Genomic DNA, 22,853 nt, shown 5'->3' with positions numbered 1-22,853 from the left:
ACGGCTTCCGGAATGACCGCCAAATTGATCAGCCGGATCTCGTGTCACTCCGCCGCGGTGAGGCGGGGACGCGACGCATCGCCGGCCGGCGCCTCGGCGGCGTGGATCTCGGCGATCTTGTTCTCGACGTGGCGCGAGAACACGTACTCGGCCGGCCGCTGGCCCGACAGGTCGATCTCCGGCGCCATCTCGCCTTCGGTCTTCACGCCGAACAGCGCCACCTTCAGGGCGGCGAGCGGCTGGCGCATGGTGGCGTCGGCGGCGGTCGGCTCGTAGCCGCAATGCGCCATGCAGTCGGCGCACTTCTCGTAGCGGCCGGTGCCGTAGGAGTCCCAGTCGGTGGTCTCCATCAGCTCCTTGAAGGTCTTCGCATAGCCCTCGCCGACCAGGTAGCACGGCTTCTGCCAGCCGAAGATGTTGCGGGTCGGCATGCCCCACGGGGAGCACAGGAACTCCTGATTGCCGGCCAGGAAGTCGAGGAACAGGCCGGAATGCATGAACGTCCACGTCTTGCCCTTGCCGAGCGCGAACACCTTGCGGAACAGCTCCTTGGTGCGGCGACGGGCGAGGAAGTGCTGCTGGTCGGGGGCGCGCTCGTAGGCGTAGCCGGGCGAGATCGACACGCCGACACCGAGCTCGGTGGTGAAGTCCATGAAGGCCGCGATGTCCTCGGCCGGCATGCCCTCGAACACCGTGGCGTTGACGTTGACGGCGAAGCCCTTGGCCTTGGCGGCCTTGATGGCCGCGACGGCGCGGTCGAAGGTGCCGGGCTGGCACACGGAGCGGTCGTGATGCTCCTTCAGGCCGTCGAGATGCACCGAGAAGAACAGGTAGGGCGACGGCTCGAACAGATGCAGCTTCTTCTCCAGAAGCAGTGCGTTGGTGCACAGCGACACGAACTTCTTACGCGCCACGATGCCGGCGACGATCTCGCCGATCTCCTTGTGGATCAGCGGCTCGCCGCCCGGGATGGCGACCATCGGGGCGCCGCACTCGTCGACCGCCGCGAGGCAGTCGGCCACCGACATGCGCTGATTGAGGATCGCTTCGGGATAATCGATCTTGCCGCAGCCGGCGCAGGCGAGATTGCAGCGGAACAGGGGCTCCAGCATCAGCACCAGCGGATAGCGCGTCCGCCCGAGCAGCTTCTGCTTGAGCACGTAGGCGCCAATCCGCATTTCCTTGAAGAACGGTATCGCCATTGTCCCTGCTTTCTCGACGTCCAAGCTGTCTCGAAGTCCGATCCGCATCGAGGCCCGATCCGAGATCGAGGCGCGACGCGGCCCGGGCCTCGCCATCATGTCCGGACGGCCCGACCGAACGGCGGAACCGGCCGTGTAGAGCATTTCCCGGCGAAGGTGAAACGGTTCGCCGTCGAAAACGTGACGAGATCAGAAAACAAAAACGTGTTCGGCACCGCGATGGAACCGGCCGCCCGTCGGGGGGCGGACTGTCGTCACCCCGACGCGGGTCCCGACCGACCCGCCGCTCCGGGGAATTTCCGTAGCCTTTTCAGTCACTAAAGGCGTAAAGCCTCAGCTCCTGCTCGGACTGGCGGTCGATCGACTGCCGGCACCGCCAGTTCCTCACCCCGCTCGCCGGCGGGTCGACCCTTGTTACTGAAACATATTGATAATCCGTGAGTTGAACCCGTCAACCCCGGGCGCGTTGGGATCGTGACGGCGCGCGTCCGGCGGGCCGTTCCGTTGCCGGGTGCGACAACGCCCCGTGGCATCCGGGGTTGCCACCTCAATTCCGGCCCGATTATGAAGGACATGCTCGGCGGCCCGCCGAGGCCGTGCAGTATCGATTGTCGTGCGGCGACGCGGCGTGCATCCCGGATCACGCTCTCCGGGTTCGCCCGACCAAGGCACGCGACAGGACTGCTCGCGACAAACCCATCTCACACCCCCCGCGACCGCGCCCCATGCTCGTCTCGACGATCGTCCGCACCGTCCGCTTCTGCATCCGGCATCCGAAGACCGTCGTGGCGCTCTATCTGGTGCTCGCCACGGTCGCCGGCGTCTACGCGGCGCGCAACTTCGCCATCGATACCGACGTCAACAAGCTGATCTCGCCGGCGCTCGACTGGCGCCAGCGCGAAATCGAGTTCGAGAAATCCTTCCCGGGCCGCTTCGACTCCATCCTGGTGGTGGTCGATGCACCGACCGCCGAGCTCGCCTCGCGGGCGGTGGCGGCACTCACGCCGCGCTTGAAGCAGAACACCACCGCGTTCCGCTCCGTCGAGGAAGCGGGCGGTGGCCCGTTCTTCGCCCGCAACGGGCTCCTGTTCCAGTCGGTCGAGGAACTCGACGCCACCGTCAAGGGCCTGTCGCAGGCGGGACCGCTGGTGCGCACGCTGGCCGGCGATCCGACCCTGCGCGGCCTCGTTCAAGGCATGTCGCTGGTGCTGTCGGGCGTGCGCGGCAACATGGTGTCGCTCGACGCCGCGGCGCCAGCTTTCGATCGCGCCGCCGGCGCCATCGAAGCCACCATGGCGGGCCGCCCGGCGACGTTCTCCTGGCAGTCCCTAATGACCGGCAAGGAGCCGGAGCCGCAGGATCTGCGGCGCTTCATCACCGTGCGGCCGGTGCTCGACTTCTCGGCGCTCCAGCCGGGTGCCGCCGCCTCCGCGGCGATCCGCGACGCCGCCCGCGATCTCGATCTCCCCGGCCAGTATCAGGCGCGGGTCCGCCTCACCGGCCCGATCGCCATGGCGGACGAGGAGTTCTCGACGCTCCAGACCGGCGCGCTGCGCGATGCCTTCGCCACCGTCGTGGTGGTGCTCGGCATCCTGTGGCTGGCGCTGCGCTCCGGCCGGCTTATCTTCGCGGTCTACGCCAACATGTTCGTCGGCCTCGCCGTCACGGCGGCGCTCGGCCTCATGATGGTGGACGCCCTCAACCCGATCTCGGTCGCCTTCGCGGTGCTGTTCATCGGCCTCGGCGTCGATTTCGGTATCCAGTTCGCCGTGCGCTACCGCGCCGAGCGCCACGAGATCGACGATCTGCGCACCGCCCTGATCGCGACCGCGCGCCGCATCGGGGCACCGCTGACGCTCGCCGCCAGCGCGGTCGCGGCCGCCTTCCTGTCGTTCACGCCGACCGATTACAGCGGCATCTCGGAACTCGGCAAGATCGCCGGCGTCGGCATGCTGATCGCGCTCGTCACCAGCGTGACGCTGCTGCCGGCGCTGCTGACGCTGCTCAACCCGCCGGGCGAGCCGGCCGAGATCGGCTACCGCCAGCTCGCGCCGGTCGATCGCTTCCTGGAGCGCCACCGCGTTCTGGTGGTCGGCGGCACCGGGCTCGTGGCGCTGCTCGGCGCGCCGCTGCTGTTCTGGCTCACCTTCAACTTCAATCCGATCAACCTGCGCAACAAGTCGGTGGAGTCGGTGGCGACGCTGCTGGATCTGCGGGCCGACCCGAATGTCGGCGCCAACGCCATCGATGTGCTGGCGCCCAACGCCACCGAGGCCGCCACCATCGCGGAGCGGCTGCGCACGCTGCCCGAGGCGGGCCGGGTGCTGACGCTCGCGAGCTTCGTGCCATCCGATCAGGAGCAGAAGCTGGCCCAGATCGAGAGCCTCAAGAAGGTGCTCGGGCCGGCCCTGCAACCCCGCATGATGCCGCCGCCGACCGATGCCGACAACGTGGCGGCGCTGCGCCGCGGCCAAAGCCTGCTCAACCAGATCGTGGTCGATCGCAGCGGCCCGGGGGTCGCCGCCTCGCAGCGGCTGTCGGCGGCGCTCGGCCGCCTCGCCGAGGCCGATCCGGCGATGCGCGACAAGGTGCAGGCCGTCTTCATCGTGCCGCTCAAGACCGTGCTCGACCAATGGCGCGATCTCCTAGAGGCGCAGCCGATCACCCGCGAGTCGCTGCCGCCGGAGTTCGTGCGCGACTGGGTCACGGCCGACGGCCGCGTCCGTGTCGAGGTGACGCCGAAGGGCGATCCCAACGACACCGAGGTGCTGCGGGGCTTCGCCCGCGCCATGCTGGCCGCCTATCCGGCCGCCACCGGCGCGCCGATCTCGATCCTCAAGTCCGGCGAGACCGTGGTGTCGGCCTTCGTGCATGCGGGCAGCTACGCGCTGCTGTCGATCACGCTGCTGCTGTGGATCGTGCTGCGGCGGTTCGGCGACGTGCTGCTCACCCTGGTGCCGCTGCTGCTCGCCGGCGTGCTGACGCTGGAGTTCTGCGTGCTGATCGGCATGCCGATGAACTTCGCCAACATCATCGCGCTGCCGCTGCTGCTCGGGGTCGGCGTCGCGTTCAAGATCTACTACATCATGGCGTGGCGGGCGGGGCAGACGGGGCTCCTGCAATCGAGCCTCACCCGCGCGGTGATCTGGAGCGCACTCACCACGGCGACCGCCTTCGGCAGCCTGTGGATGTCGAGCCACCCCGGCACCTCCAGCATGGGCGAGCTCTTGGCGCTCTCGCTCGTCACCACGATGTGCTTCGCGGTGCTGTTCCAGCCGGCCCTGATGGGGCCGCCGCGGGTGATCGAGAAGGAGGAGCCGGTGACGCCGGAGGAACCCGACGTGGCGACGGCACGGCCGGCCGACCGGGTGTCGGCCGACTGACCGGCTTCGATGCTCCCCTCGGCCGGAGGTGGAGAGACGAAACGCCAAAGCAAAATGCCCGCCTCGCGGCGGGCATTTTTCGTTCGGCTCGTCTGATGCAGCCGGCAACCCCGGCGCGGCAGCGAGACCGCCGGTTCAGCGCGGCGCGGCCGGCGCCGGAGCGCCCTGGCGGGCGGCGGCGCCACCGCGCGGCGTGGTCTGCGGCTGCTCGGCGACGACCGGCAGCCCGGTGGCATCGGCCACCGCCATGCACACGTCACGCACCGTATCGAACGGCTTCGTCGCCCCGACGCCCGGGGCCGAGGCAGCCGCCCCGGTGGTCGCGCCGGGCGTGGTCGCGCCGGGTGTGGCAGCCCCGCGGGCCGACGAGGCCGGCGGCTTCGCGGCCGCCGGCTTCTGGGCCGGCAGGCCGGCGGCCGTGCGGGTCCAGGTCTGGCCGCCGCACAGGAAGCCGAGCACGCAGCCCTGCACCTGGAGCTGGTCGGGGCTCGCGAGGCTGATATTGGCCGTGTAGGTCTTGCCGTTCTGGGCGTTGTAGATCTCGCCCTCCCAGCGGTTCGGATTGGTCGGCTGCATGCCGAGCAGGATGGGCATGCCCAGCGTCGGCCGCACCCGCTTGGCCGGATCGGGATTCTCCTTGTCGGTGCCGCCCGGCTCCTTCTCCCAGGAGATCAGGCCCCACAGCCGATTGGCGCAGGACTCGATGCGCACCCGCGCGACGCCGTCGGCGACGAGCCATTCGCCGGTGGGCTCCGCCGCGATGGCCGGCGCCGCCGGCATGGCCAGCAGCACCGCCGCGAGAGCGACCCATCCGCCGCGACCCGTACACGTCTTGTCGATCATGGTTCGCTCCAAACGATCGTGCCTGACATGGTCGGTTGAACGGGCTTTCAACACGCCAAAATCGTCGAAACAGGGGCAACAACCGCGATCGGACGCCAGGCGAAACGATCGGCACCGCCTCCCCGGCGTCGATGACGGCCGGCGAGGAGCGCCGGTATCCGCCGGGAATGCCGTCGGTATCAGCCGGCGAAACCGCCAGCCTCCAGGAACGCCCGCTCGGCCGCCGTGGTGTCGCGCCCCAGAATGACGTTGCGGTGAGGAAAACGCCCGAACCGCCGGATGATGTCGGCGTGAACCTCGGCGTGATGGAGGCCCTCGGCATCCCCGGCCGCCCGGCACAGGGTGACGCACAGCTCCTGATCGTCGATCGCCTCGGAGTGCATCCACGGCAGGTAGAAGAAGCGCCGCACCGGGTTGTCGTAGACGGCATCGAACTTGCGCGCCACCGCACGGCCCGCCACCGCGCGGGCGAGCGCATCGGTCGCGAAGGCCCGCGGGTCGCCGCGGAACATGTTGCGCGGGAACTGGTCGAGCAGCAGGACGAGCGCGAGCGCCCCCTCTGGGGTCTCCTCCCAGCCGTCGAGACGCCCGGCCGCCGCCGCCTCGTAGGCACCACCGAACCGCCCCCGGATCGCTTCGTCGATCCCCGTATCCTTGACGAACCAGCGCTCGGCACCGAGCGCCAGCCACCAGCCGACGATGTCGGCCGGCGTCGGCGGCCCGGCTTCCGGACGGTCGGGGGTGGTGCTCATGGCGGTTCCTATCGGTCGATGCCGCCGAACGGCACCAGAGGGTTGTCGATCAGGGCCGTGCGATCCGGACGGTCCGGACCGACCGCCGAGAGGAACGCCGCGAACAGCTCGCGCACCCGGGTCTCGGCGATGTCGCGCACGATCAGCACCAGGCGGGTGCGCCGGTCGTCGTCCGGCCAGGCGGGAAGCCGCGCGGGCGGATGGAAGACGTGCTGGACGCCGTGGATCACCAAGGGCGCGCCGGGCTCCTCGGCGAGCTTCACGACCCCCTTCAGGCGCAGAAGATCCGGCCCGTGCACCGAGCGCAGAAGCTCAAGGAACATGTCGAAGGCGGCGGCCGGCACCGCTGCGTCGGTGGCCAGCGTGAAGGCGCGGATGTGATCGTCGTGCCGGTCCACGTCGTGCCGGCTCGCGTGGCTCGCGCCGCCGTCATGGTCGTGGCCGTGGTGATGGTGGCCGCGGTGATGGTGGCCATCGTGCTGTCCGTGCCGATGACCGGAGGCCGCGTAGGACTCTTCGGCGAGCCAGCGGCGGACATCGAGGCTCTTGGTGGCCGGATCGTAGAGGCCGCAGCCGAGCAGCCGGTCCGCCGTCGCGGCAGCGGCGTCGATCTGCGGCGCCGCCGGGTTCAGCACGCTCAGCCGTTCCCGTAGATCGCTCAGGGCGGCGCGCCGCTCCGGCGTGTCGGCGAGGTCGGTCTTAGCCAGCACCAGCCGGTCGGCGACCGCCGCCTGCTTCACCGCCTCGGGGTGGGCGTCGAGGGTCGCGGCGCCGTTGACGGCGTCCACCACGGTCACCACGCCGTCGAGACGAAAGCGCATGACCAGATACGAATGCACCATGGCGGTGTGGAGAATGGGGGCCGGATCGGCGAGCCCGGTGGTCTCCACCACCACGCGGTCGAAGGTCAGGCGTCCGTTGTCGAGGTCGCGGAGCAGGCTTTCCAGCGCCGTGACGAGATCGCCCCGCACCGTGCAGCACAGGCAGCCGGTAGACAGCATGACGACGCCGTCGCGCACCGGCTCGACCAGCAGATGGTCGAGCCCGATCTCGCCGAACTCGTTGATCAGCACGGCCGCACCGGCGAGCGCCGGATCGCGCACCAGACGGTTGAGGAGCGTCGTCTTGCCGGCACCGAGAAAGCCGGTGAGCACCGTCAGCGGCAGCAGCGCGAGCGGCCGGCGGGCGCGCGAATCGAACGCCTCGCTCATTGCGTGCGCGGCGCCGGCTTGCTCCCGGCGTCCGGCTTGGGCTCCGGCTTGGCGGCCGTCGCGGTAGCCCGGGCGGCCGCCGGCTTGGGGGCGGTTTCGGCGGCGGGCTTGGCGGCGCCGGTGGCCGGCTTGGCCGCGCCTGCGACGGCAGGTTTCGGTGCGCCTGCGGCAGGCTTGGTTGCGCCTGCGGCGGGCTTGGCCCCCGCGGGCGCCGTGGCGGCCGGCTTCGCGGCTCCGCTCGCGCCCGCCGCTGGCGTCGTGCGCACCGCGGTCCCGGTCGGCTTGGCGGGCGGCTTGACAGACGGCTTGCCGGCACCCGCCGGCGTCACGCCGGTGACCGCCGGCTTGGCGGGACCCGCGGCGGCGGGCCGCCGCAGCGGCGCCGGCACGGCCCCCGCGGTCGGGCCGCGCGAGGGCAGCGCCACCAGGCCGGTCGGGGCCGGCTTCTTGGCCACGGAGGCCGAGGCCGGGTCGGTCTTGGCGGCAGCCGGAACGATGCGGGCCGGGCCGGTCGAGGCGAGCGCCGGCGCCACGTTGCGGGCCGCACCGACATACACCGGGATCGGCGGCGCGGCCGCGATGGTCTGTGCCACCAGGCTCGAGGCCTTGGTGCCGTTGCCCTTGGCGCCGTTGAAGAACAGCGCCTGCACGCTGCCCGGCTCGCCGGGGCCGGCCACCTCGAGGTCGTCGGCCTCCTCGGCGGCGGGCCGGCGGCGATGCTTGCCGCACATCTCCTCGCGCAGGTTGGGCGGCTCCGCCTCCACCGGCGCGAGCGCCTGCACGGTGCCGTAGGACGGCATCAGCCAGTTCATGCCGGTATTGTTGAAGGCGTTCTCGAACAGGAAGGCGGCCTTGGCGGCGCGCACCGCCGGCGAGCGCGCCCCGAACACCACCGCGATGAGACGTCGATTGTCGCGCGTCGCGCTCGCCACGACGTTGAAGCCGGAGGCGCAGATGAACCCGGTCTTCATGCCGTCGGCGCCGGGATAACGGACGATCAGCGAGTTGGTGTTGCGCATGACCCGCTTGCCGAGCCGGATCGCCGCGATGCCCCAGTAGCCTTCGTATTCGGGGAACTCGTGCAGCAGCGCCCGCGCCAGGATCGCCATGTCGCGCGCCGAGGTGACCTGGCCGTCGTCCGGCAGGCCGTTGGGATTGACCCAGGTCGACTGCGTCATGCCGAGACGGCGGGAGGCGGCGTTCATCTCCTCGGCGAAGCTCTCCACCGAGCCCGACACGCCTTCGGCCAGCACCACCGCGATGTCGTTGGCCGACTTGACCATCATCATCTTGAGGGCGTTGTCGACCGTCACCTGGGTGCCGGTGCCGAAGCCCATCTTGGTCGGCTGCTGGGCCACCGCATTGGGCGACACCGTGAAGACGGTATCGAGCCCGATCCGCCCCTCCTTGACGGCCCGGAGCGTCACATAGGCGGTCATCAACTTGGTGACCGACGCCGGATACCACGGATGGGTGGCGTTCTCCGCCTTGATGACCCGGCCGCTGTCGGCCTCGATCAGCAGCAGCGCCTCACCGGCGGCCCGCGCCTCGCCGGAGATCAGCGTCAGCACGAGGCCGACGGCGGCCGGCAGGGCGACGAGCGGGGAGCACACGCGCATCGGGTTCCAGCTCCGTTGGCAAGGATCGCGCCCGGACGCGGGTCACGGGCGAGGCTTCATGTAAGCCGATCCGGTCGGCAAAGGCAAAAGAGGGTCCAGGGGCCGCCCTCGGGCGCCCGGGCGCCGGGCCTCCAGCCAAGACCCAGGAAAGCGACCAAAGTGCGACAGCGACGGCGCGCCGGCCATGGGCTCCGGTCGATGCCCGCCCGCCTGGACACGCCCTGCGGCACCACCACGCACCAGACCAAAGACGGAGGTGAAATTCCCGCAGCGCAGCGCGTGAACTGACCTAGATCAAATTGACACCTCTCCGGATTTGGCACGCTTCTCTGATCGACCCGGCAGCGACGCGGGGATTTCCGCTGCACAGGGAAAGCAGGTTGCACATGACCAATATCCCGACCGAGCTGTTGCGCACCTTGCTCACGGTGGTCGACCTGCGCAGCTTCACCAAGGCGGCCCAGAAGCTCGGCGTCACCCAGCCCGCCGTCAGCGCCCAGATCAAGCGGTTGCAGTTCCTGCTGGGCTTCGACCTGCTCGACAAGAGCGCCCCCGGCGTGAGCCTGACCGAGAAGGGCGGCGCGGTGGTCAGCCAGGCCCGCCGGCTGCTGGCGATCAACGACCAGATCGTGTCGCTCGCTCGCGAGTCCGGGCACGGCCGGGTGCTGCGCCTCGGCCTGCCGGGCGACTTCGTCGGGCTGCCCCTGTGGCAGGCGCTCGCCCGCTTCCGGGCCCGCTGGCCCGAGGTGCGGCTCCACATGAAGACGTGTTGCAGCAGCACGCTCCTGCACGAGCTGGAGCAGGGCGATCTCGACGTCGTGGTGGCGATGACGAGCCCGCATCCGCACGACATGGCGAGCCATCACTGGCGCGAGGAGCTGGTGTGGGTGCGCGGCCCGATGGCGCCGCTCGACCTCGGCCAGCCGCTGCCGCTGATCAGCCGCGGCGAGGGCTGCATCTTCCACCGCCACATGGTGGCGGCCCTGGAGGCGGCCGGCCGCAGCTTCGAGATCGTGTTCACCGCCGGCCATGTCGACGAGCTCAGCCGGGCGGCGGCCGCCGGCCTCGGCTTCACGGCGCTGACCCGCTCGCTGGTCGATCCGGCCCTGATGTGCGGCGATGCCGGCCTGCCGAAGCTCGCCGAGGTCCTCTGCGGCATCTGCGTCGCCGCCGACACCGACCCGGCGGTGCGCGACGATCTGGTCGGCCTCCTGACCGAGACGCTGACGCCGCGCTCGGCCGGCAAGCCGCCGGTCGCCGAGCCGCGCCCCGCCCCGCGGGCCACCATGCAGTCGGTCGCCTGAGACACGGCGACCGTGCGGCGCAGGCGCCCGGCCACGCGCCAGACGTCGAGCTGTGTGCGGAGAGCTGCGTGCGAGCGGCCACTGCGCGCGAAAAGCGCCGTCCACCCGACGACCGATCAGCGCGGTAACCGATCAGCGCGGTGACCGATCAGCGCGGCAGGCGATCGGCCCGCGGCGGCAGGAAGGCCGGGTCGAACACGTCGGCGGGCCGCGGCTTGGTGCGGAACTCCTGGCCCAGCGCGAGCTGGTCGATCGACCGCGCCAGCCGCTCCATGTCGACGGCGCCGAAACCGTTCTCCCGCACCTCCGCCGTCACGATGTTGTCCCGAACCGCCATCCGCAGCCGCTCCAGCTCGCGAGCCGTCTGCTGGGGATCGATCCGCCGGGCGACCGCCTCGATGGCCCGGGCCGGGTCCGCCACCATGTCGCGCAAGCCCCGCAGCACGCCCCGCAGCACCGCCCGCACGGTATCGCCGCGCTCCGCCACCAGCCGCGGCCCGGCCACGATGGCCTGCCCATACAGCACCACCCCGTAATCGGCCATCGGCAGCACCACGATGTCGGCCGCCGGCACGCCGCGCGCGGCGAGATCGACCGCCGTGAAGGTGGTGGCGCTGATGGCATCGACCTGGCCGGAGGCGAGCATCGGCTCGCGCACCGGCAGCGCCACCGCGTCCACCCGCAGACGCGCCGGGTCCACCTCGTTCAGGCGGGCGAACAGCCGCAGATTGGCCAGTGATCCATCCGCCACCGAGGCGCCGATGCGCTTGCCGTCGAGGTCCTTCGGGGCCGCGATCTCGCGGCTGCGGCGGGCCAGCACCGCGAAGGGTGCCCGGTTGTAGATCACGAACACCGCCGGCATGGCGACGCCGGGATTCTGGTCGCGCCAGCGGATCAGGGCGTTGATGTCGACGAGCCCGAAATCGTAGGTGCCGGACGCCACCCGGCTGAGCACCTCCTGGGCGCCGGTGGCCGGATCGATGGTGACGTCCAGCCCCTCGGCCTTCAGGTAGCCGCGGTCGAGCGCCAGCAGGATCGGCACCGCCTGGCTGTCGACCCTCGTCTCGAGCGAGAACTTGAGGAACGGCTGGGCGGCGGCCGGCGCCGCGGCGGCCGCGACCAGCAGCACCGCGAGCACGGTGGCGATCCCGGCCGGGATGAGCCGGGCCACCGCCCCGCCGGGCGGACGAAGGGACCGCAGGAGCCCGCAGAGGATCATTGTTCTTGCCCTTGTTCGCCGGGCCCACTCCCGAACCCGCCGATCACCTCGCGGTCGGCCCACGATACCGCGACGGCATCGCGCCGCGGATCGACGGCCGTGCGAGAACCGCCGGTCCTATGTCGCAGCCGAACAGGGGGGCGTTCAAGCCGGAAAGTGCGGCCCTGGGACGATGACCGCCGACGAGCGTGCGGACGTGTCGCTCAGAGCCCGTTTGGGAACTCCGACGGGGCTGCGCCGGAGCCGATTTCGGCCGATCCGGCAGAAGCCGATCGAAGGGCGTACCAGGGAGTACGGTCGAGATCGGCGACGCACAGGGCGGCCGAAAGCGGCCCGGCCCCTGAACTCGGGCTCACCCGAGTTCAGCTCGTCATGCGACGCAAGTCGGGCAGGCCCGACTTGCGGGGGGTCGCGGTGCGAACGCCGGCCGCGGCGTCGAGAAGCTCGCCGATATCCCCGATATCGGCATCGCTTCTCTCCTGGCCTCCGGCTGTTCGCACCGCGACGCAACCTCCGTCCGAGTGTCCAAACGGGCTCTCAGAACACGCCGAGATGCTGGCCGAGATCGACCGCCCCGCCGGCGACCTCGGCGGCCGGCGCCGCCACCGCCACCCGGCCGGTGTTGAGGATGACGATATCGTCGGCGATCTCGAAGACGAGCTGCGGGTTCTGCTCGACCAGCACGATCGACAGGCCGCTCGCCTTGAGCTTGCGGATGGTGGCCATCACGTCGGCGACGATCTGCGGGGCGAGCCCCTCGGACGGCTCGTCCATCAGCAGCACCCGCGGGTTCGACATCAGGGCGCGGCCGATCGCCAGCATCTGCTGCTCGCCGCCCGACAGATAGGCTGCCATCTGGGCCTTGCGCTCCTCCAGCCGCGGGAACATGGCGTAGACGGTGTCGAGCGTCCACGCCGCGGCGCCGCCATTCACCGGCCTGCGAGCGGCGACCATCAGGTTCTCGCGCACCGTCAGGCTGCGGAACACGCGCCGGCCCTGGGGCACCAGCGCCACCCCGCGCAGCGCGATCTGCTCGGGCCGTAGCCGCGCCACCTCCTCGCCGAACACGAGAACACCGCCGCGGCGCGGCGGCAGCAGCCCGACCGTGACGTTCATGCAGGTAGTCTTGCCGGCGCCGTTGCGACCGAGCAGGCCGAGCAGCCGCCCCTGGCCGAGCCGGAGCGTCACCCCCTGGAGGACATGGCTGTCGCCGTAATAAGCGTCCACGTCGCTGAGCTCGAGCGCGCTAGTGGCCAAGATAGACCTCTCTGGTGCGCGGATCGGCCACTACCTCGGCGCGCGTGCCTTCGACGATCACCTGGCCGAAATGCAGCAGCGTGATCTTGTCCGCGAAGGCGAGCGCCACGTCCATGTTGTGCTCGATCATCACCACGGTGACGTCGCGCGGGATCGACAGCAGCAGCCGGTTGACGTCCTGCCGCTCGTCGATCGACAGGCCCGCGAACGGCTCGTCGAGCAGCAGCACGCGCGGGTTCTGGGCGAGCGCCATGGCGATCTCGACCCGCCGCCGCTCGCCATAGGAGGTCTCGGCGAGCGGCCGGTGGGCGAGATGGCGAAGCCCGACGCGGGCCAGCGCGGCATCCGCCTGCTCGGCCAGATCGTGCTGGCGGGCGAGATCGATCAGCGGGTTCCAGCGCCGCCGCGACAGGCCGAGCAGCGCCAGCACGACGTTGTGGCGCAGGGTGTCGCGCCCGAACAGGGTGATGATCTGGTAGGTGCGGGCCATGCCGAGATGGGCGCGGGCCCGCACCGGCTTGCGGGTGATGTCGGTGTCGAACAGCGCGATGGTGCCGGCGTCGGGAGCGATCTCGCCGGTGATGAGGTTGAACAGGGTGGTCTTGCCGGCCCCGTTGGGGCCGATGATCAGGCGCCGCTCGCCGGCCGCCACCGCGAGATCGACCCGGCGCGTCACCCGCAGCCCGTCGAACGCCTTCTCCAGGCCCTCGACCCGCAGCGCGATCATGGGCCGCCCTCCCCGGCCGCGGCGGGTGGCGTGGCGGCGGCCACGCCCGACTTGCCCCGCCGCAGGCGGTGACGCGCCCACGCCCACAGCCGCGCCGAGCCCGGGACCAAGCCCTCCGGCATGAAGCTGACGATCAGGATGAAGATGATGCCGAGCACCATGTTCCAGCGGACGATGTAGGCGCTGACCACGTTCTTCATGATCACCACCAGGGCGGCGCCGACCACCGGGCCGAGCAGCGTGGCGGTGCCACCCGAGATCACCATCAGCAGCGCCTCGGCCGAGGTCGTCAATGCCACGATCTGCGGGCTGATGAACTGGTTGTAGTAGAGGAACAGCAGCCCGGCGACACCCGACCAGAAGCCCGACAGCAAGAACGCCCAGAAGCGGATCGTCCACACGTCGTAGCCGAGCGCCGCCATCCGGCGCTCCTGGTCGCGGGTGCCGCGCAGGCTGGCGCCGAACGGCGAGCGCACCACCACCCTCATGCTGGCCAGGCAGGCGAGGAACACCACCAGGCAGAGATAGTAGAAGCCATCCGCCCCGGCGAGGCTCAGCCCGAACGGCGCCGGCCGCGCGGCGACATTGATGCCGTTGTCGCCGTTGGTCAGGCTCGCCCAGCGATAGGCGACGCCCCACAGGATCTGCCCGATGGCGAGCGTGATCATCAGGAAGCCGATGCCGGTCGCCCGCAGCGACAGCACCGCATAGATCGCCGCCGTCAGCACCGTCACGGCGAGCGCCACCGTATCGGCCACCAGATGGCCATGGCCACGGGCGAGCAGCAGGGCCGCCGTGTAGCCCGCCACGGCGAACAGGCCGGCATGGCCGAGCGAGACGAGGCCGCCATAGCCGACCAGCACGTTGAGCGCGAGGGCGAACACCGCAAAGAACAGGATCTGGCTGGCGACGTTGATGTAGTAGGGATTGCCCACCCAGGCCGGCAGCGTGACGAGCAGCAGCAGCGCCACCACGATGGCGATCACCCGCGGGGTCGACACCTCCATCACGGCCCTCATGCGCCGACCTTGCCGAACAGGCCCTGCGGCCGCAGCACCAGCACCAGCAGCATGGGAAGGAACAGGATCACATAGGCGAGGTCCGGCACCATCGCCTGTCCGAAATTATAGAGGAAGCCGATCAGGAAGCTGCCGACCAGCGCGCCCAGCAGGCTGCCGGTGCCGCCCAGGATGACGACGATCAGGGCGAGCGGCAGCATCTCGAAATCGAGGCCCGGATAGACCGAGAGATAGGGCGCTCCCATCACGCCCGCGAAGGCGGCGAGCGCCGCCCCGAGCGCGAACACCAGGGTGAAGAGTTGCGACACCTTGATGCCGACCACGCGGGCGATCGGCGGATCGTCGACGCCGGCCCGGATCATGGCGCCGAGCCGCGTCCAGTCGACCATCACCCACAGGGCGATCGCCACCACCACGGCGACCGCCAGGATCACCAGCCGGTAGAGCGGAAAGAACAGCCCGGCGACCTGCACGGCGCCTTGCAACTGGGCCGGCGTGGCCGGCTGCCAGGGGTCGCCGGTCCACACCATCAGGCAGACGTCGCCGATGATGAAGGCGAAGCCGAGGGTGAGCAGCACCTGAGGCAGCACCTGGCCTTCCAGGCGGCGCAACAGAAAGCGCTCGATCAGGCCGCCGACGAGCCCGGTGAGCAGGCCGGCGCCGAGCGCGGCGAGCCAGAAGTTGACGCCGCGATCCAGGAAGGTGACGCCGAGATAGGCCCCCAGCATGAAGAACGAGCCGTGCATGAGGTTGGGGATGCGCATCAGCCCGAAGATCAGCGAGAAGCCCGCCGACAGAAGGAACAGGAGCCCGCCCAGCGCGACGCTGTTCACCGCGAGCGTCAACCAGAGACTCATGACGAACTCCGAGCAACCTCGACGGTGATGGTCATGCGCAAGTCGATGCTGTCGCCTCTGCCCGCACGCGGGGCGAGAGGTCGGGCCGCGCGCGACGGCCCCTCACCCCACCCCTCTCCTCGCAGGCGGGGAGAGGAAGCGCCGACGTCGTGCCCGAGGACGGCTCGGTGCGACGCGGCCGCCGCCCCGCCCGCTTCACTCCAGGTTCCTCACGCCAAGTTCTTCACTCCAAGTTCTTGGCCGGCGGGTAGTCGCGCGCGTACACCGGATTGGCCAGGAACGCCTTGTCGCCATACGTCCAGAACTGGCTGACGTCCGAGTAGGTCTTGATGATGGTGTTGACGAGCTGGCCGCCCTTGCGCTCGCAGCGGCGGATCTGCACGTCGCCCACCACGTTGCCGTATGCATCGAACTTCACCGGCCCGCGCGGCGTCTCGGTGAGGGAGACCCCGCGCAGCGCCTCGTTCAACGCCTTCTTGTCGTCGGCCTTGCCGCCGGTCTTGGCGAGCGCCGCCTCGACCACCTGGCCGGCGACGTACATGCCGGCCGAGTATCCGCCCGGGATGACGTTGTAGTCCTTGGCCATGTCGGCGACGAACTGCTTGTTGACCGGGTTGTCGAGGGAGGCGGAGTACCAGGCCGCGGAGACCACCCCGACCGCCTCGTCGCCGAGGCTCTTGAGCAGGGCGTCGTCCATGGCGGTCCAGCCGGCCAGCAGCGGAATCCGCTTCATGCCCAGATCCGCGTAGGCGCGCATGAACTTGACCGGGTTCGAGCCGGCGAAGCCGTTGACCACGCAGTCGACATTGCCGAACTGCGCGATGTAGGGCGTGTAGTCGGGGGTAATCATCGGCGGCCACAGCTTCTTGACCACCTTGCCGCCCTCTTCCTCGAAGACGCGCTGGAAGCCCGACATCTGCTCGTAGCCGAAGGCGAAGTCCTCCGAGATGGTGGCGGCGCGCTTGTACTTCAGCTCCTTGGCGGCGTAGTCGCCGAGCGCATGGCAGCATTGAGCCGAGCTGGCCGAGCCGCGCATCACCCACGGATTGGCCAGCCGCTGGGTGATGTCCTCGGCGCCCGCCAGGCTCATCACCGGCGTCCCCTGCTGGCGGATGTAGTCGTTGATGGCCAGCATCTCGAAGGCGGCGAGCGGGCCGAGCACGACGTCGACGCGGTCGCGCTCGATCAGCTCGGATGCCTTGGTCTTGGCGCCGGCCGGGTTGCCGCCGGTATCGGCCGAGATCAGCTCGACCTTGCGGCCCGCGAAGGTGTTGTTCCGCTGCTTGAGCAGGGTGACGATGCCCTGCTCCATCTGGATGCCGCCCTGGGCGAGCGGGCCGGTCTTGACGGTGAGAAGGCCGATCTTGAACGGGGCGTTCTGGGCGATCGCTGGCATTCCGAAGGCGGCCGCGGCGGCGCCGGCGGCGGTGCCGGCCACGAAGGCACGGCGAGACGGTCTCGGCATGGCGTTTCGTTCCTTCTCTTGTTATTGCGGCAGGAACTCAGTCTCCCGTCGTCCTTTTTAGAGAGGCGCAATGGTGCGTTCAAGCGGAGTCAACCGGCGCGAGCGACGCGGACGCGACATCGGCGCCACGTCTCGACGTCGCCCCTCCATCATGGAGGGCTCACGGCCAGATTGCAAAGAGAAGCCGGCTGCCGCGACGCTGACGTGGCGCCGCCGCGACGGCGCCCCGTCGCAGGGTCTGTATGCTTTGCCTGCAAAGTGTGCGGGGGGCAGCCGCCGATGACGGCGGGACTCGCGCTCGCGCTCGCCGCGATGGTCTGCTTCGGGCTCGGCGACTGGACCTACCGGCGGGCCGCCCGCGCCGGGGTGCGGCCGCATCACTTCCTGGTCGGCCAGGCCTGTCTGTTCTGCCCGACCGTCCTCGCCTATGCGGCGGCGACCGGGCACCTGACGGTCGGCGGCCCCGCCCTGTGGGGCAATCTCGCCGGCCTCGTGCTGTTTCTCTCCTTCTTCCTGTTCGCCCGCAGCCTGCGCGGCGGGCCGGTCAGTGTCTACGGGCCGATCTTCCGGCTCGCCTTCGTGGTCACGGTGGTGCTCGCCGTCGTGGTGCTGGACGAGCCGTTCGGGATGGCGCGGGCGGCAGGCCTGACGGCGGCTCTCGTCGCCGTCTGGCTGCTGCTCGGCGGCGGGCGATCGACCTCCTCGTCTGCGACCATTGGCCGCTCGCTCGTCGACGTGACGCTCGCCACCGTGCTCGCGGGTGCCGGCTACTTCTGCCACAAGCTGGGACTGATCGGCGGTGCCGCGCCGGCCACCATGGTGGCCGCGCAGGCCATGGTGTTCGCCAGCCTCGCGGTCGTCACCACCGCGACCCTGGAGGGAACACTGCGGGTACCGTCCTCGACATGGCGGCATTCGCTGCCGGCCGCCGTGGTGCTCGCCGCTGCATTCCTCCTGTTCGTCCATGCGCTGGAGATCGGCCAGGCGAGCGTCGTGGTGCCGGTCGCCCAGATGGGCTTCGTGCCCGCCGCGCTGCTCGGTATCATGATCGGGGGCGAGCCGGTGACGCTGCGCAAGGCGGCCGGCCTCATCACCGCCGTGGCGGCGCTGGCGCTGCTCGCGTGGTCGTGACGGGGGATGGCGACAGCGGTTTTTCGGGTACACTGATGGGCCGCCGGCCGGCGGCACCGACATGAGCGAGGCCCCCGTGAACCCGAGATCAGCGGCCCCCCGGACCGGAGATGATCCGACGTCGCCGATGATCGAACTCCGGACGGATCGTGGTCATGGCGTCGATCCGCAGTGAGGCGCGCGCCGCCGGCCCGATCCGCGAGCCCGGCGCCAACCAGCCCGGCACCAACGAGCCCGGCGCGAAGACGTTGGCCGAGGCGGTGTTCCGCAAGCTTCGTCAGGACATTCTGAAGTGCCGGTTCCGGCCCGGCGAGAAGCTGCTGCTCGAGTCGCTGCGCGAGATCTACGGCACCGGGCTCGCGCCCCTGCGCGAGGCACTGTCGCGTCTCAGCTCCACCGGGCTCGTCATCGCCGAGGGCCAGCGCGGCTTTCGGGTCGCACCGATGTCGACCGACGATCTGGTCGACCTCGTCAAGGCGCGGGTGTGGGTCGAAGCACAGGCGCTGTCGGCCGCCATCGCGCGCGGCGACCGCACCTGGCAGGCCGAGATCGTCGCCGCTGCGCAGCGGCTCGGCGTCGGCACCGGCGAGGCGGCCAATCGCGTCACCTATCTGGACGACGATTGGGTGAAGCGGCACAGCCGGTTTCATGCCGCCCTGGTGGCGGCGGCCGGCTCGCGTTATCTGCTCGAGTTCCGCGCCGCCCTGTTCGAGATGACCGATCGCTACTTCCGGCTCGCCGTCATCTACAAGCCGAACAGCCGCGACATCGACGCCGAGCACCGGGCCATCATGGAGGCGGTGCTGGACCGCGACGCCGTCGCCGCCATCCGCCTCACGGAAGACCATCTGATGGAGACGATCCGCACCCTGCTGGTGCAGGACCCGGCCACGCGCGCGGATGCCGATGGCCGGATCGCGCGGCTCCGCCGCGAGATCGAGGAGGCCATGCCGGCGATCGTGCCGGCGCAGGTCGTGCCGGCGCAGGTCGGGCCGGCGCAGGTCGGACCATCGCCGGTCGGGCCGGACGGCGATCGCGCGTCGCGCGGCAGGTCCGTCGCGCGCAAGCCGGCAGGCCGCAAATCCGTCGACAGCAAATCCGTCGACAGCAAATCAGCCGACAACAAGTCGGCCGAAGGCACGTCCGCGACGAGCCAGCCCACCGCGCGCCGCGGCTCGCCGCCGCTGCCGCGCGCCTGAGACCAGATCCGGTTGATCCACTCGGTGGTCATTCCGGAAGCCGCGAAGCGGCTGTCCGGAATCCAGCCGAGAGTCAAAAGTCTGCCGCGGGATGACGTGTTTGGCTGGGTTCCGGGCTCGCCGCTTCGCGGCGCGCCCGAACGACGGCGAACCGATCACCCGGAAACAGGATGAGCGGGCGGACGAGCCACGGCCCATCGCGCGCCTGACGGCCCGCGGCCTCGTCCCGTCGCTCCCGGCCGGACGGTCCGCGGCGCAAGCGCCGATCACGGCGCGATGCAAACCAGAACAATCTTGCCCGACGGGCCGCGGCGCGGCGGCGTGTAGATGACGCTGCGCTCGTCTTCGTAGGAGAAGGTGCCGGCGGGGTTGATCGCGAAGGCGTTGACCAGCCGCTCGTTGGGCTCGCAGGCCGCCGAGCAGGCGTTCTGCTGGCAGCTGAACTCGGCGAAGCGCAACCCGATGCCGCGGCCCGGAGCCCCCGGCGGGCCGGGCGGCCCGGCGGGGCCGGCCGGACCAGGCGGACCGGGGTCACCCTTGTCGCCCTTCTGGACCGGCTGTTCGAGCAGCCCGCATCCCCCCACCATCAGCAGCAGCGCCAAGGCCCCGGCCACTCGTGCTCGCATCGAACGGAACTCCGTCGTGCCGACATCGAAGCGTCGAAAGCTTCGATCGATCACTCCAACCCATATCCCGCCGTCCTGCGACGAGGGTTCCTCGGTAGCAGAAGAACGAGCCGCACGAAAGTCTTACCACCCCTGCCAAGCCACCGCCGCGGCGAGAGCCCGGGATTGCCCGGCGAATCGGCCCCCCTATAATCGGCCGCCCCGACGCCCGCCTCGCCACCCCGAGCCCCCGCCCCCATGCCCGAACCGACCGACGTCCCCGTCGCGCTCACCGTCAACGGCACCACCGTCCGCCTCGTCACCGATCCGGCCCGCCCGCTCCTGTCGGTCCTGCGCGAGCAGCTCGGCCTCACCGGAACCCGATTCGGCTGCGGGCTGGAGCAGTGCGGCGCCTGCGTGGTGCTGATCGACGGCACGCCCTCGTATTCGTGCACCCGCGAGATCGGCACCCTGGCGGGCCGCTCGGTCGTCACCGTCGAAGGGCTCGGGCGCGACGGGGCGCTGCATCCGCTCCAGCAAGCGCTGCTCGACGAGCAGGCCGGCCAATGCGGCTACTGCTTGTCGGGGATCACCATCGCGGGCGTCGCCCTGCTGGCCCGCACCACCCGCCCGAGCCGCGACGAGATCGTCGCGGCGCTCGACCGCCATCTCTGCCGCTGCGGCGTCCACAACCGCGTGGTCCGCGCCGTCCAGCGGGCCGGCGCCGTGCTGGAGCCGCCCACCGTCCGGACAGGGGACGGCGCATGATCCCCAACACGCTGCCGCAAGGGCTGATCGACAATCCGCGGCTGTCCGACTGGGTCGGCTTCGAGCCGGAGCGCCGGGTCCGCATCTCCACCGGCAAGGTGGAGATCGGCCAGGGCATTCTCACCGCGCTCGTGCAGATCGCCGCCGAGGAGCTGGAGGTGACGCCGGAGCGGCTGCACGCGGTGTCGGGCGAGACCGCGGCGGGCCCGAACGAGGGCGTCACCGCCGGCAGCACCTCGGTGGCGATGTCGGGGGCGGCGCTGCGACTCGCCTGCGCCGAGGTGCGCGGCCTGCTGCTCGCCCGCGCGGCGGAGCGCCTCGGCGTCGCGGCGGAGGGCCTTGTCGTCGACGACGGCCGCGTGCTGCACGACGGCCGCGACACCGGGCAGGACTACTGGACACTCGCCGCCGAGATGGACCTCGCCCGCCCGGCGACCGGCAGCGTGCCGACGCGCTCGCCGTCCCGCTATCGCGTGGTCGGGACGAGCCTGCCGCGCGTCGACCTGCCCGACAAGATCGCCGGCCGCGGCTTCATCCACGATCTCGCACCGCCCGACCTGCTGCACGCTCGCGTGCTGCACCGGCCGTGGCGAGACGCGCGGCTGGTCTCGCTCGACTTGGCGGCGGTGCGCCGCGCCGCCCGCGGGCCGATCGACATTCTGCGCGAAGGCGACTTCGTCGCCGTCACGGCGGCCCGTGAGGACATCGTCGGTCGCGCCGCGCTGGCGGCGCGCGCAGCGGCCGTGTGGGACGGCGGCACGCCCGTCCCGGCCGACATCGGCACCCCCGAATGGCTGGCGGCCCAGCCGGCGCGCGTGCGCAGCGTCGACACCGGGGATGCGCCGGACGAGGCCGGCCGGACGAGCGGTCGCGTGGTCGAGGCGACCTACTGGCGCCCGTTCCAGACCTACGGCTCGATCGGGCCGTCCTGTGGGCTCGCGCGCCTCGCCGAGGGCCGGCTCACCGTGTGGTCGCACACCCAGAACCCCTACGCGCTGCGCGACGAGCTGACCCGCTGCCTCGGCCTCGCCGTCGACGCCGTCACGGTGCTGCACCGGCAGGCGGCCGGCTGCTACGGCCACAACACCGCCGACGACGCCGCCTTCGACGCGGCCTATCTGGCGATGCGCCATCCCGGCCGCACCGTGCGGGTGCTGTTCACCCGCGAGGACGAGTTCCTGGCTGCGCCCGTCGGCCCCGCCATGCTGGTGCGGATGCGGGCCGTGCTCGGCCACGACGGGCGGCCGGCGGCGTGGACCATCGATCTCACCAGCCCGGTGCACAGCAGCCGTCCGGGGACGTACGGCTATCACGGCTTCCGCAGCCGCGAGGCGCTGCCCGATCCGCCCCCGCAGCCGGCGGAGCGCAACGACCGTCCCGACGCGGTCGGCGGCGGCAGCCGCAACGCGACGCCGCTCTACGACCTGCCGTTTCACCGGCTGATCCACCGCACCGTCGATCCGTTCCCGGTGCGCACCTCGTCGCTGCGCGGCCTGGGCGCCTTCGCCAACGTGTTCGCGATCGAGTCCTTCGTCGACGAGCTGGCCGACGCCGCCGGGGTGGACGCGGTCGCCTACCGGCTGTCGCTGCTGTCCGACCGCCGGGCGCGCGCCGTGATCGAGGCGGTCGCCGCGATGTGCGGCTGGCCGGGCGACGCGCCCAGGGGCGAGGGCCGCGGCCTCGGCATCGGCTTCTCGCGCTACAAGAACCGCGCCGCCTACATGGCGGTCGCCGCCGCCGTCGAGGTGGACGAGACGGTGCGGCTGACTCATGTCTGGGGCGCCGCCGACTGCGGCCTGGTCGTCAACCCGGACGGCGCCGTCAACCAGCTCGAAGGTGGCATCGTGCAGGCGGCGAGCTGGACGTTGAAGGAGGAACTGCGCTTCGCCGACGGTCGCGTCGCCACGGCGAGCTTCGACGACTACCCGATCCTGCGCTTCTCCGAGATCCCGGAGATCTCCGTGCGCCTCGTCGGCGATCCCGGCGATCCGCCGCTCGGCGTCGGCGAGGCCGCCATGGGGCCGACCGCGGCGGCGATCGGCAACGCGGTGGCGCGCGCCCTCGGCACCCGCATCCGCAGCCTGCCGCTGAGCCGCGATCGCATCATGGCGGCGCTGCTGGCGTGAGACGGCGCCAGCCACAGGCGCGATCGCGGATGCGTTTACGCTGCTTTGCGGTTGCCGACGCGGGCGGCCGCGAGGGGGGCGCCGCTCGCTTGGGTGCCGGCTAGTGACGTGCTAGCCTGCCGCTCCGCTGTCGTCACCCCCGACGATCGGCCTCCAGCGGACTGAT

Annotated in this window: 18 protein-coding genes; 6 read left to right on the top strand and 12 right to left on the bottom strand. The window is 70.9% G+C overall.

The window, feature by feature from the left end; translation table 11 throughout:
• Positions 1-44: 44 nt before the first annotated feature.
• A complete protein-coding gene (gene hpnH / locus ACFQUV_RS03305) occupies positions 45-1,202 on the bottom strand; it encodes an adenosyl-hopene transferase HpnH (protein ID WP_129607782.1) in 1,158 nt (385 codons plus the stop codon).
• Positions 1,203-1,927: 725 nt separating this feature from the next.
• On the opposite strand from hpnH, the gene ACFQUV_RS03300 reads away from it, so the two are divergent.
• A complete protein-coding gene (locus ACFQUV_RS03300; RefSeq protein ID WP_129607781.1) occupies positions 1,928-4,585 on the top strand; it encodes an MMPL family transporter in 2,658 nt (885 codons plus the stop codon).
• 135 nt (positions 4,586-4,720) lie between these two features.
• On the opposite strand, the gene ACFQUV_RS03295 is transcribed toward ACFQUV_RS03300, so the two are convergent.
• The 4 genes from ACFQUV_RS03295 to ACFQUV_RS03280 form a co-directional block, all read right to left on the bottom strand.
• Positions 4,721-5,428 (bottom strand): DUF2147 domain-containing protein, encoded by a 708-nt coding sequence (locus tag ACFQUV_RS03295; protein ID WP_244601458.1) that lies wholly within the window; start codon positions 5,426-5,428, stop codon positions 4,721-4,723.
• 179 nt (positions 5,429-5,607) lie between these two features.
• Positions 5,608-6,180 (bottom strand): DUF924 family protein, encoded by a 573-nt coding sequence (locus ACFQUV_RS03290; RefSeq protein WP_129607780.1) that lies wholly within the window; start codon positions 6,178-6,180, stop codon positions 5,608-5,610.
• A gap of 8 nt (positions 6,181-6,188) precedes the next feature.
• Positions 6,189-7,391 (bottom strand): GTP-binding protein, encoded by a 1,203-nt coding sequence (locus ACFQUV_RS03285; RefSeq protein ID WP_129607779.1) that lies wholly within the window; start codon positions 7,389-7,391, stop codon positions 6,189-6,191.
• Positions 7,388-9,010 carry a D-alanyl-D-alanine carboxypeptidase family protein gene (locus tag ACFQUV_RS03280; RefSeq protein ID WP_129607778.1) on the bottom strand — a complete coding sequence of 541 codons (1,623 nt, stop codon included), beginning with the start codon at positions 9,008-9,010 and terminating at the stop codon, positions 7,388-7,390. Before ACFQUV_RS03280 ends, ACFQUV_RS03285 begins: the two co-directional genes overlap by 4 nt.
• Before the next feature lie 386 nt (positions 9,011-9,396).
• On the opposite strand from ACFQUV_RS03280, the gene ACFQUV_RS03275 reads away from it, so the two are divergent.
• Positions 9,397-10,314 (top strand): LysR family transcriptional regulator, encoded by a 918-nt coding sequence (locus ACFQUV_RS03275; RefSeq protein WP_129607777.1) that lies wholly within the window; start codon positions 9,397-9,399, stop codon positions 10,312-10,314.
• 148 nt (positions 10,315-10,462) lie between these two features.
• Here the strand turns inward: ACFQUV_RS03275 and ACFQUV_RS03270 are convergent, their stop codons facing one another.
• The 6 genes from ACFQUV_RS03270 to ACFQUV_RS03245 form a co-directional block, all read right to left on the bottom strand.
• The gene (locus ACFQUV_RS03270; RefSeq protein ID WP_165363773.1) at positions 10,463-11,485 is read right to left on the bottom strand and encodes an ABC transporter substrate-binding protein; all 1,023 of its coding nucleotides are present in this window, start codon (positions 11,483-11,485) and stop codon (positions 10,463-10,465) included.
• Positions 11,486-12,070: 585 nt separating this feature from the next.
• Positions 12,071-12,790: an ABC transporter ATP-binding protein gene (locus ACFQUV_RS03265; protein WP_155481020.1), complete on the bottom strand. Its 720-nt coding sequence runs from the start codon at positions 12,788-12,790 to the stop codon at positions 12,071-12,073.
• Positions 12,780-13,517, bottom strand: a complete 738-nt coding sequence (locus ACFQUV_RS03260; protein ID WP_111386986.1) for an ABC transporter ATP-binding protein — start codon at positions 13,515-13,517, stop codon at positions 12,780-12,782. Before ACFQUV_RS03260 ends, ACFQUV_RS03265 begins: the two co-directional genes overlap by 11 nt.
• On the bottom strand, positions 13,514-14,536 hold the full coding sequence (locus ACFQUV_RS03255) for a branched-chain amino acid ABC transporter permease (RefSeq protein ID WP_244601457.1): 1,023 nt from the start codon (positions 14,534-14,536) through the stop codon (positions 13,514-13,516). The genes ACFQUV_RS03260 and ACFQUV_RS03255 overlap by 4 nt, the downstream gene beginning before the upstream one ends.
• Positions 14,533-15,393, bottom strand: coding sequence for a branched-chain amino acid ABC transporter permease (locus ACFQUV_RS03250; RefSeq protein ID WP_111386981.1), 861 nt, complete (start codon positions 15,391-15,393; stop codon positions 14,533-14,535). The genes ACFQUV_RS03255 and ACFQUV_RS03250 overlap by 4 nt, the downstream gene beginning before the upstream one ends.
• Before the next feature lie 223 nt (positions 15,394-15,616).
• Entirely contained in the window at positions 15,617-16,858 is a 1,242-nt protein-coding gene (locus ACFQUV_RS03245) for an ABC transporter substrate-binding protein (RefSeq protein ID WP_244601456.1), read from the bottom strand.
• Between the two features lie 279 nt (positions 16,859-17,137).
• Here ACFQUV_RS03245 and ACFQUV_RS03240 point away from each other — a divergent pair, with 279 nt between their 5' ends.
• Positions 17,138-17,989, top strand: coding sequence for an EamA family transporter (locus ACFQUV_RS03240; RefSeq protein WP_129607774.1), 852 nt, complete (start codon positions 17,138-17,140; stop codon positions 17,987-17,989).
• 155 nt (positions 17,990-18,144) lie between these two features.
• A complete protein-coding gene (locus tag ACFQUV_RS03235; RefSeq protein ID WP_129607773.1) occupies positions 18,145-19,188 on the top strand; it encodes a GntR family transcriptional regulator in 1,044 nt (347 codons plus the stop codon).
• 266 nt (positions 19,189-19,454) lie between these two features.
• On the opposite strand, the gene ACFQUV_RS03230 is transcribed toward ACFQUV_RS03235, so the two are convergent.
• A complete protein-coding gene (locus ACFQUV_RS03230) occupies positions 19,455-19,814 on the bottom strand; it encodes a hypothetical protein (protein ID WP_207211367.1) in 360 nt (119 codons plus the stop codon).
• Positions 19,815-20,051: 237 nt separating this feature from the next.
• Between ACFQUV_RS03230 and ACFQUV_RS03225 the strand changes: the two genes are divergently transcribed.
• Complete coding sequence (locus ACFQUV_RS03225) at positions 20,052-20,561, top strand: (2Fe-2S)-binding protein (RefSeq protein WP_378394147.1); 510 nt, start codon at positions 20,052-20,054, stop codon at positions 20,559-20,561.
• On the top strand, positions 20,558-22,687 hold the full coding sequence (locus tag ACFQUV_RS03220) for a molybdopterin cofactor-binding domain-containing protein (protein ID WP_129607653.1): 2,130 nt from the start codon (positions 20,558-20,560) through the stop codon (positions 22,685-22,687). Before ACFQUV_RS03225 ends, ACFQUV_RS03220 begins: the two co-directional genes overlap by 4 nt.
• The last annotated feature ends 166 nt before the right edge of the window (positions 22,688-22,853 follow it).

It is taken from the genome of Rhodoplanes sp. P11, assembly GCF_964266735.1.
Classification (GTDB): domain Bacteria; phylum Pseudomonadota; class Alphaproteobacteria; order Rhizobiales; family Xanthobacteraceae; genus Rhodoplanes; species Rhodoplanes serenus.
The sequence above is the reverse complement of the archived record's forward strand: the minus strand, read 5'-3'. Positions and strand labels throughout refer to the sequence as shown.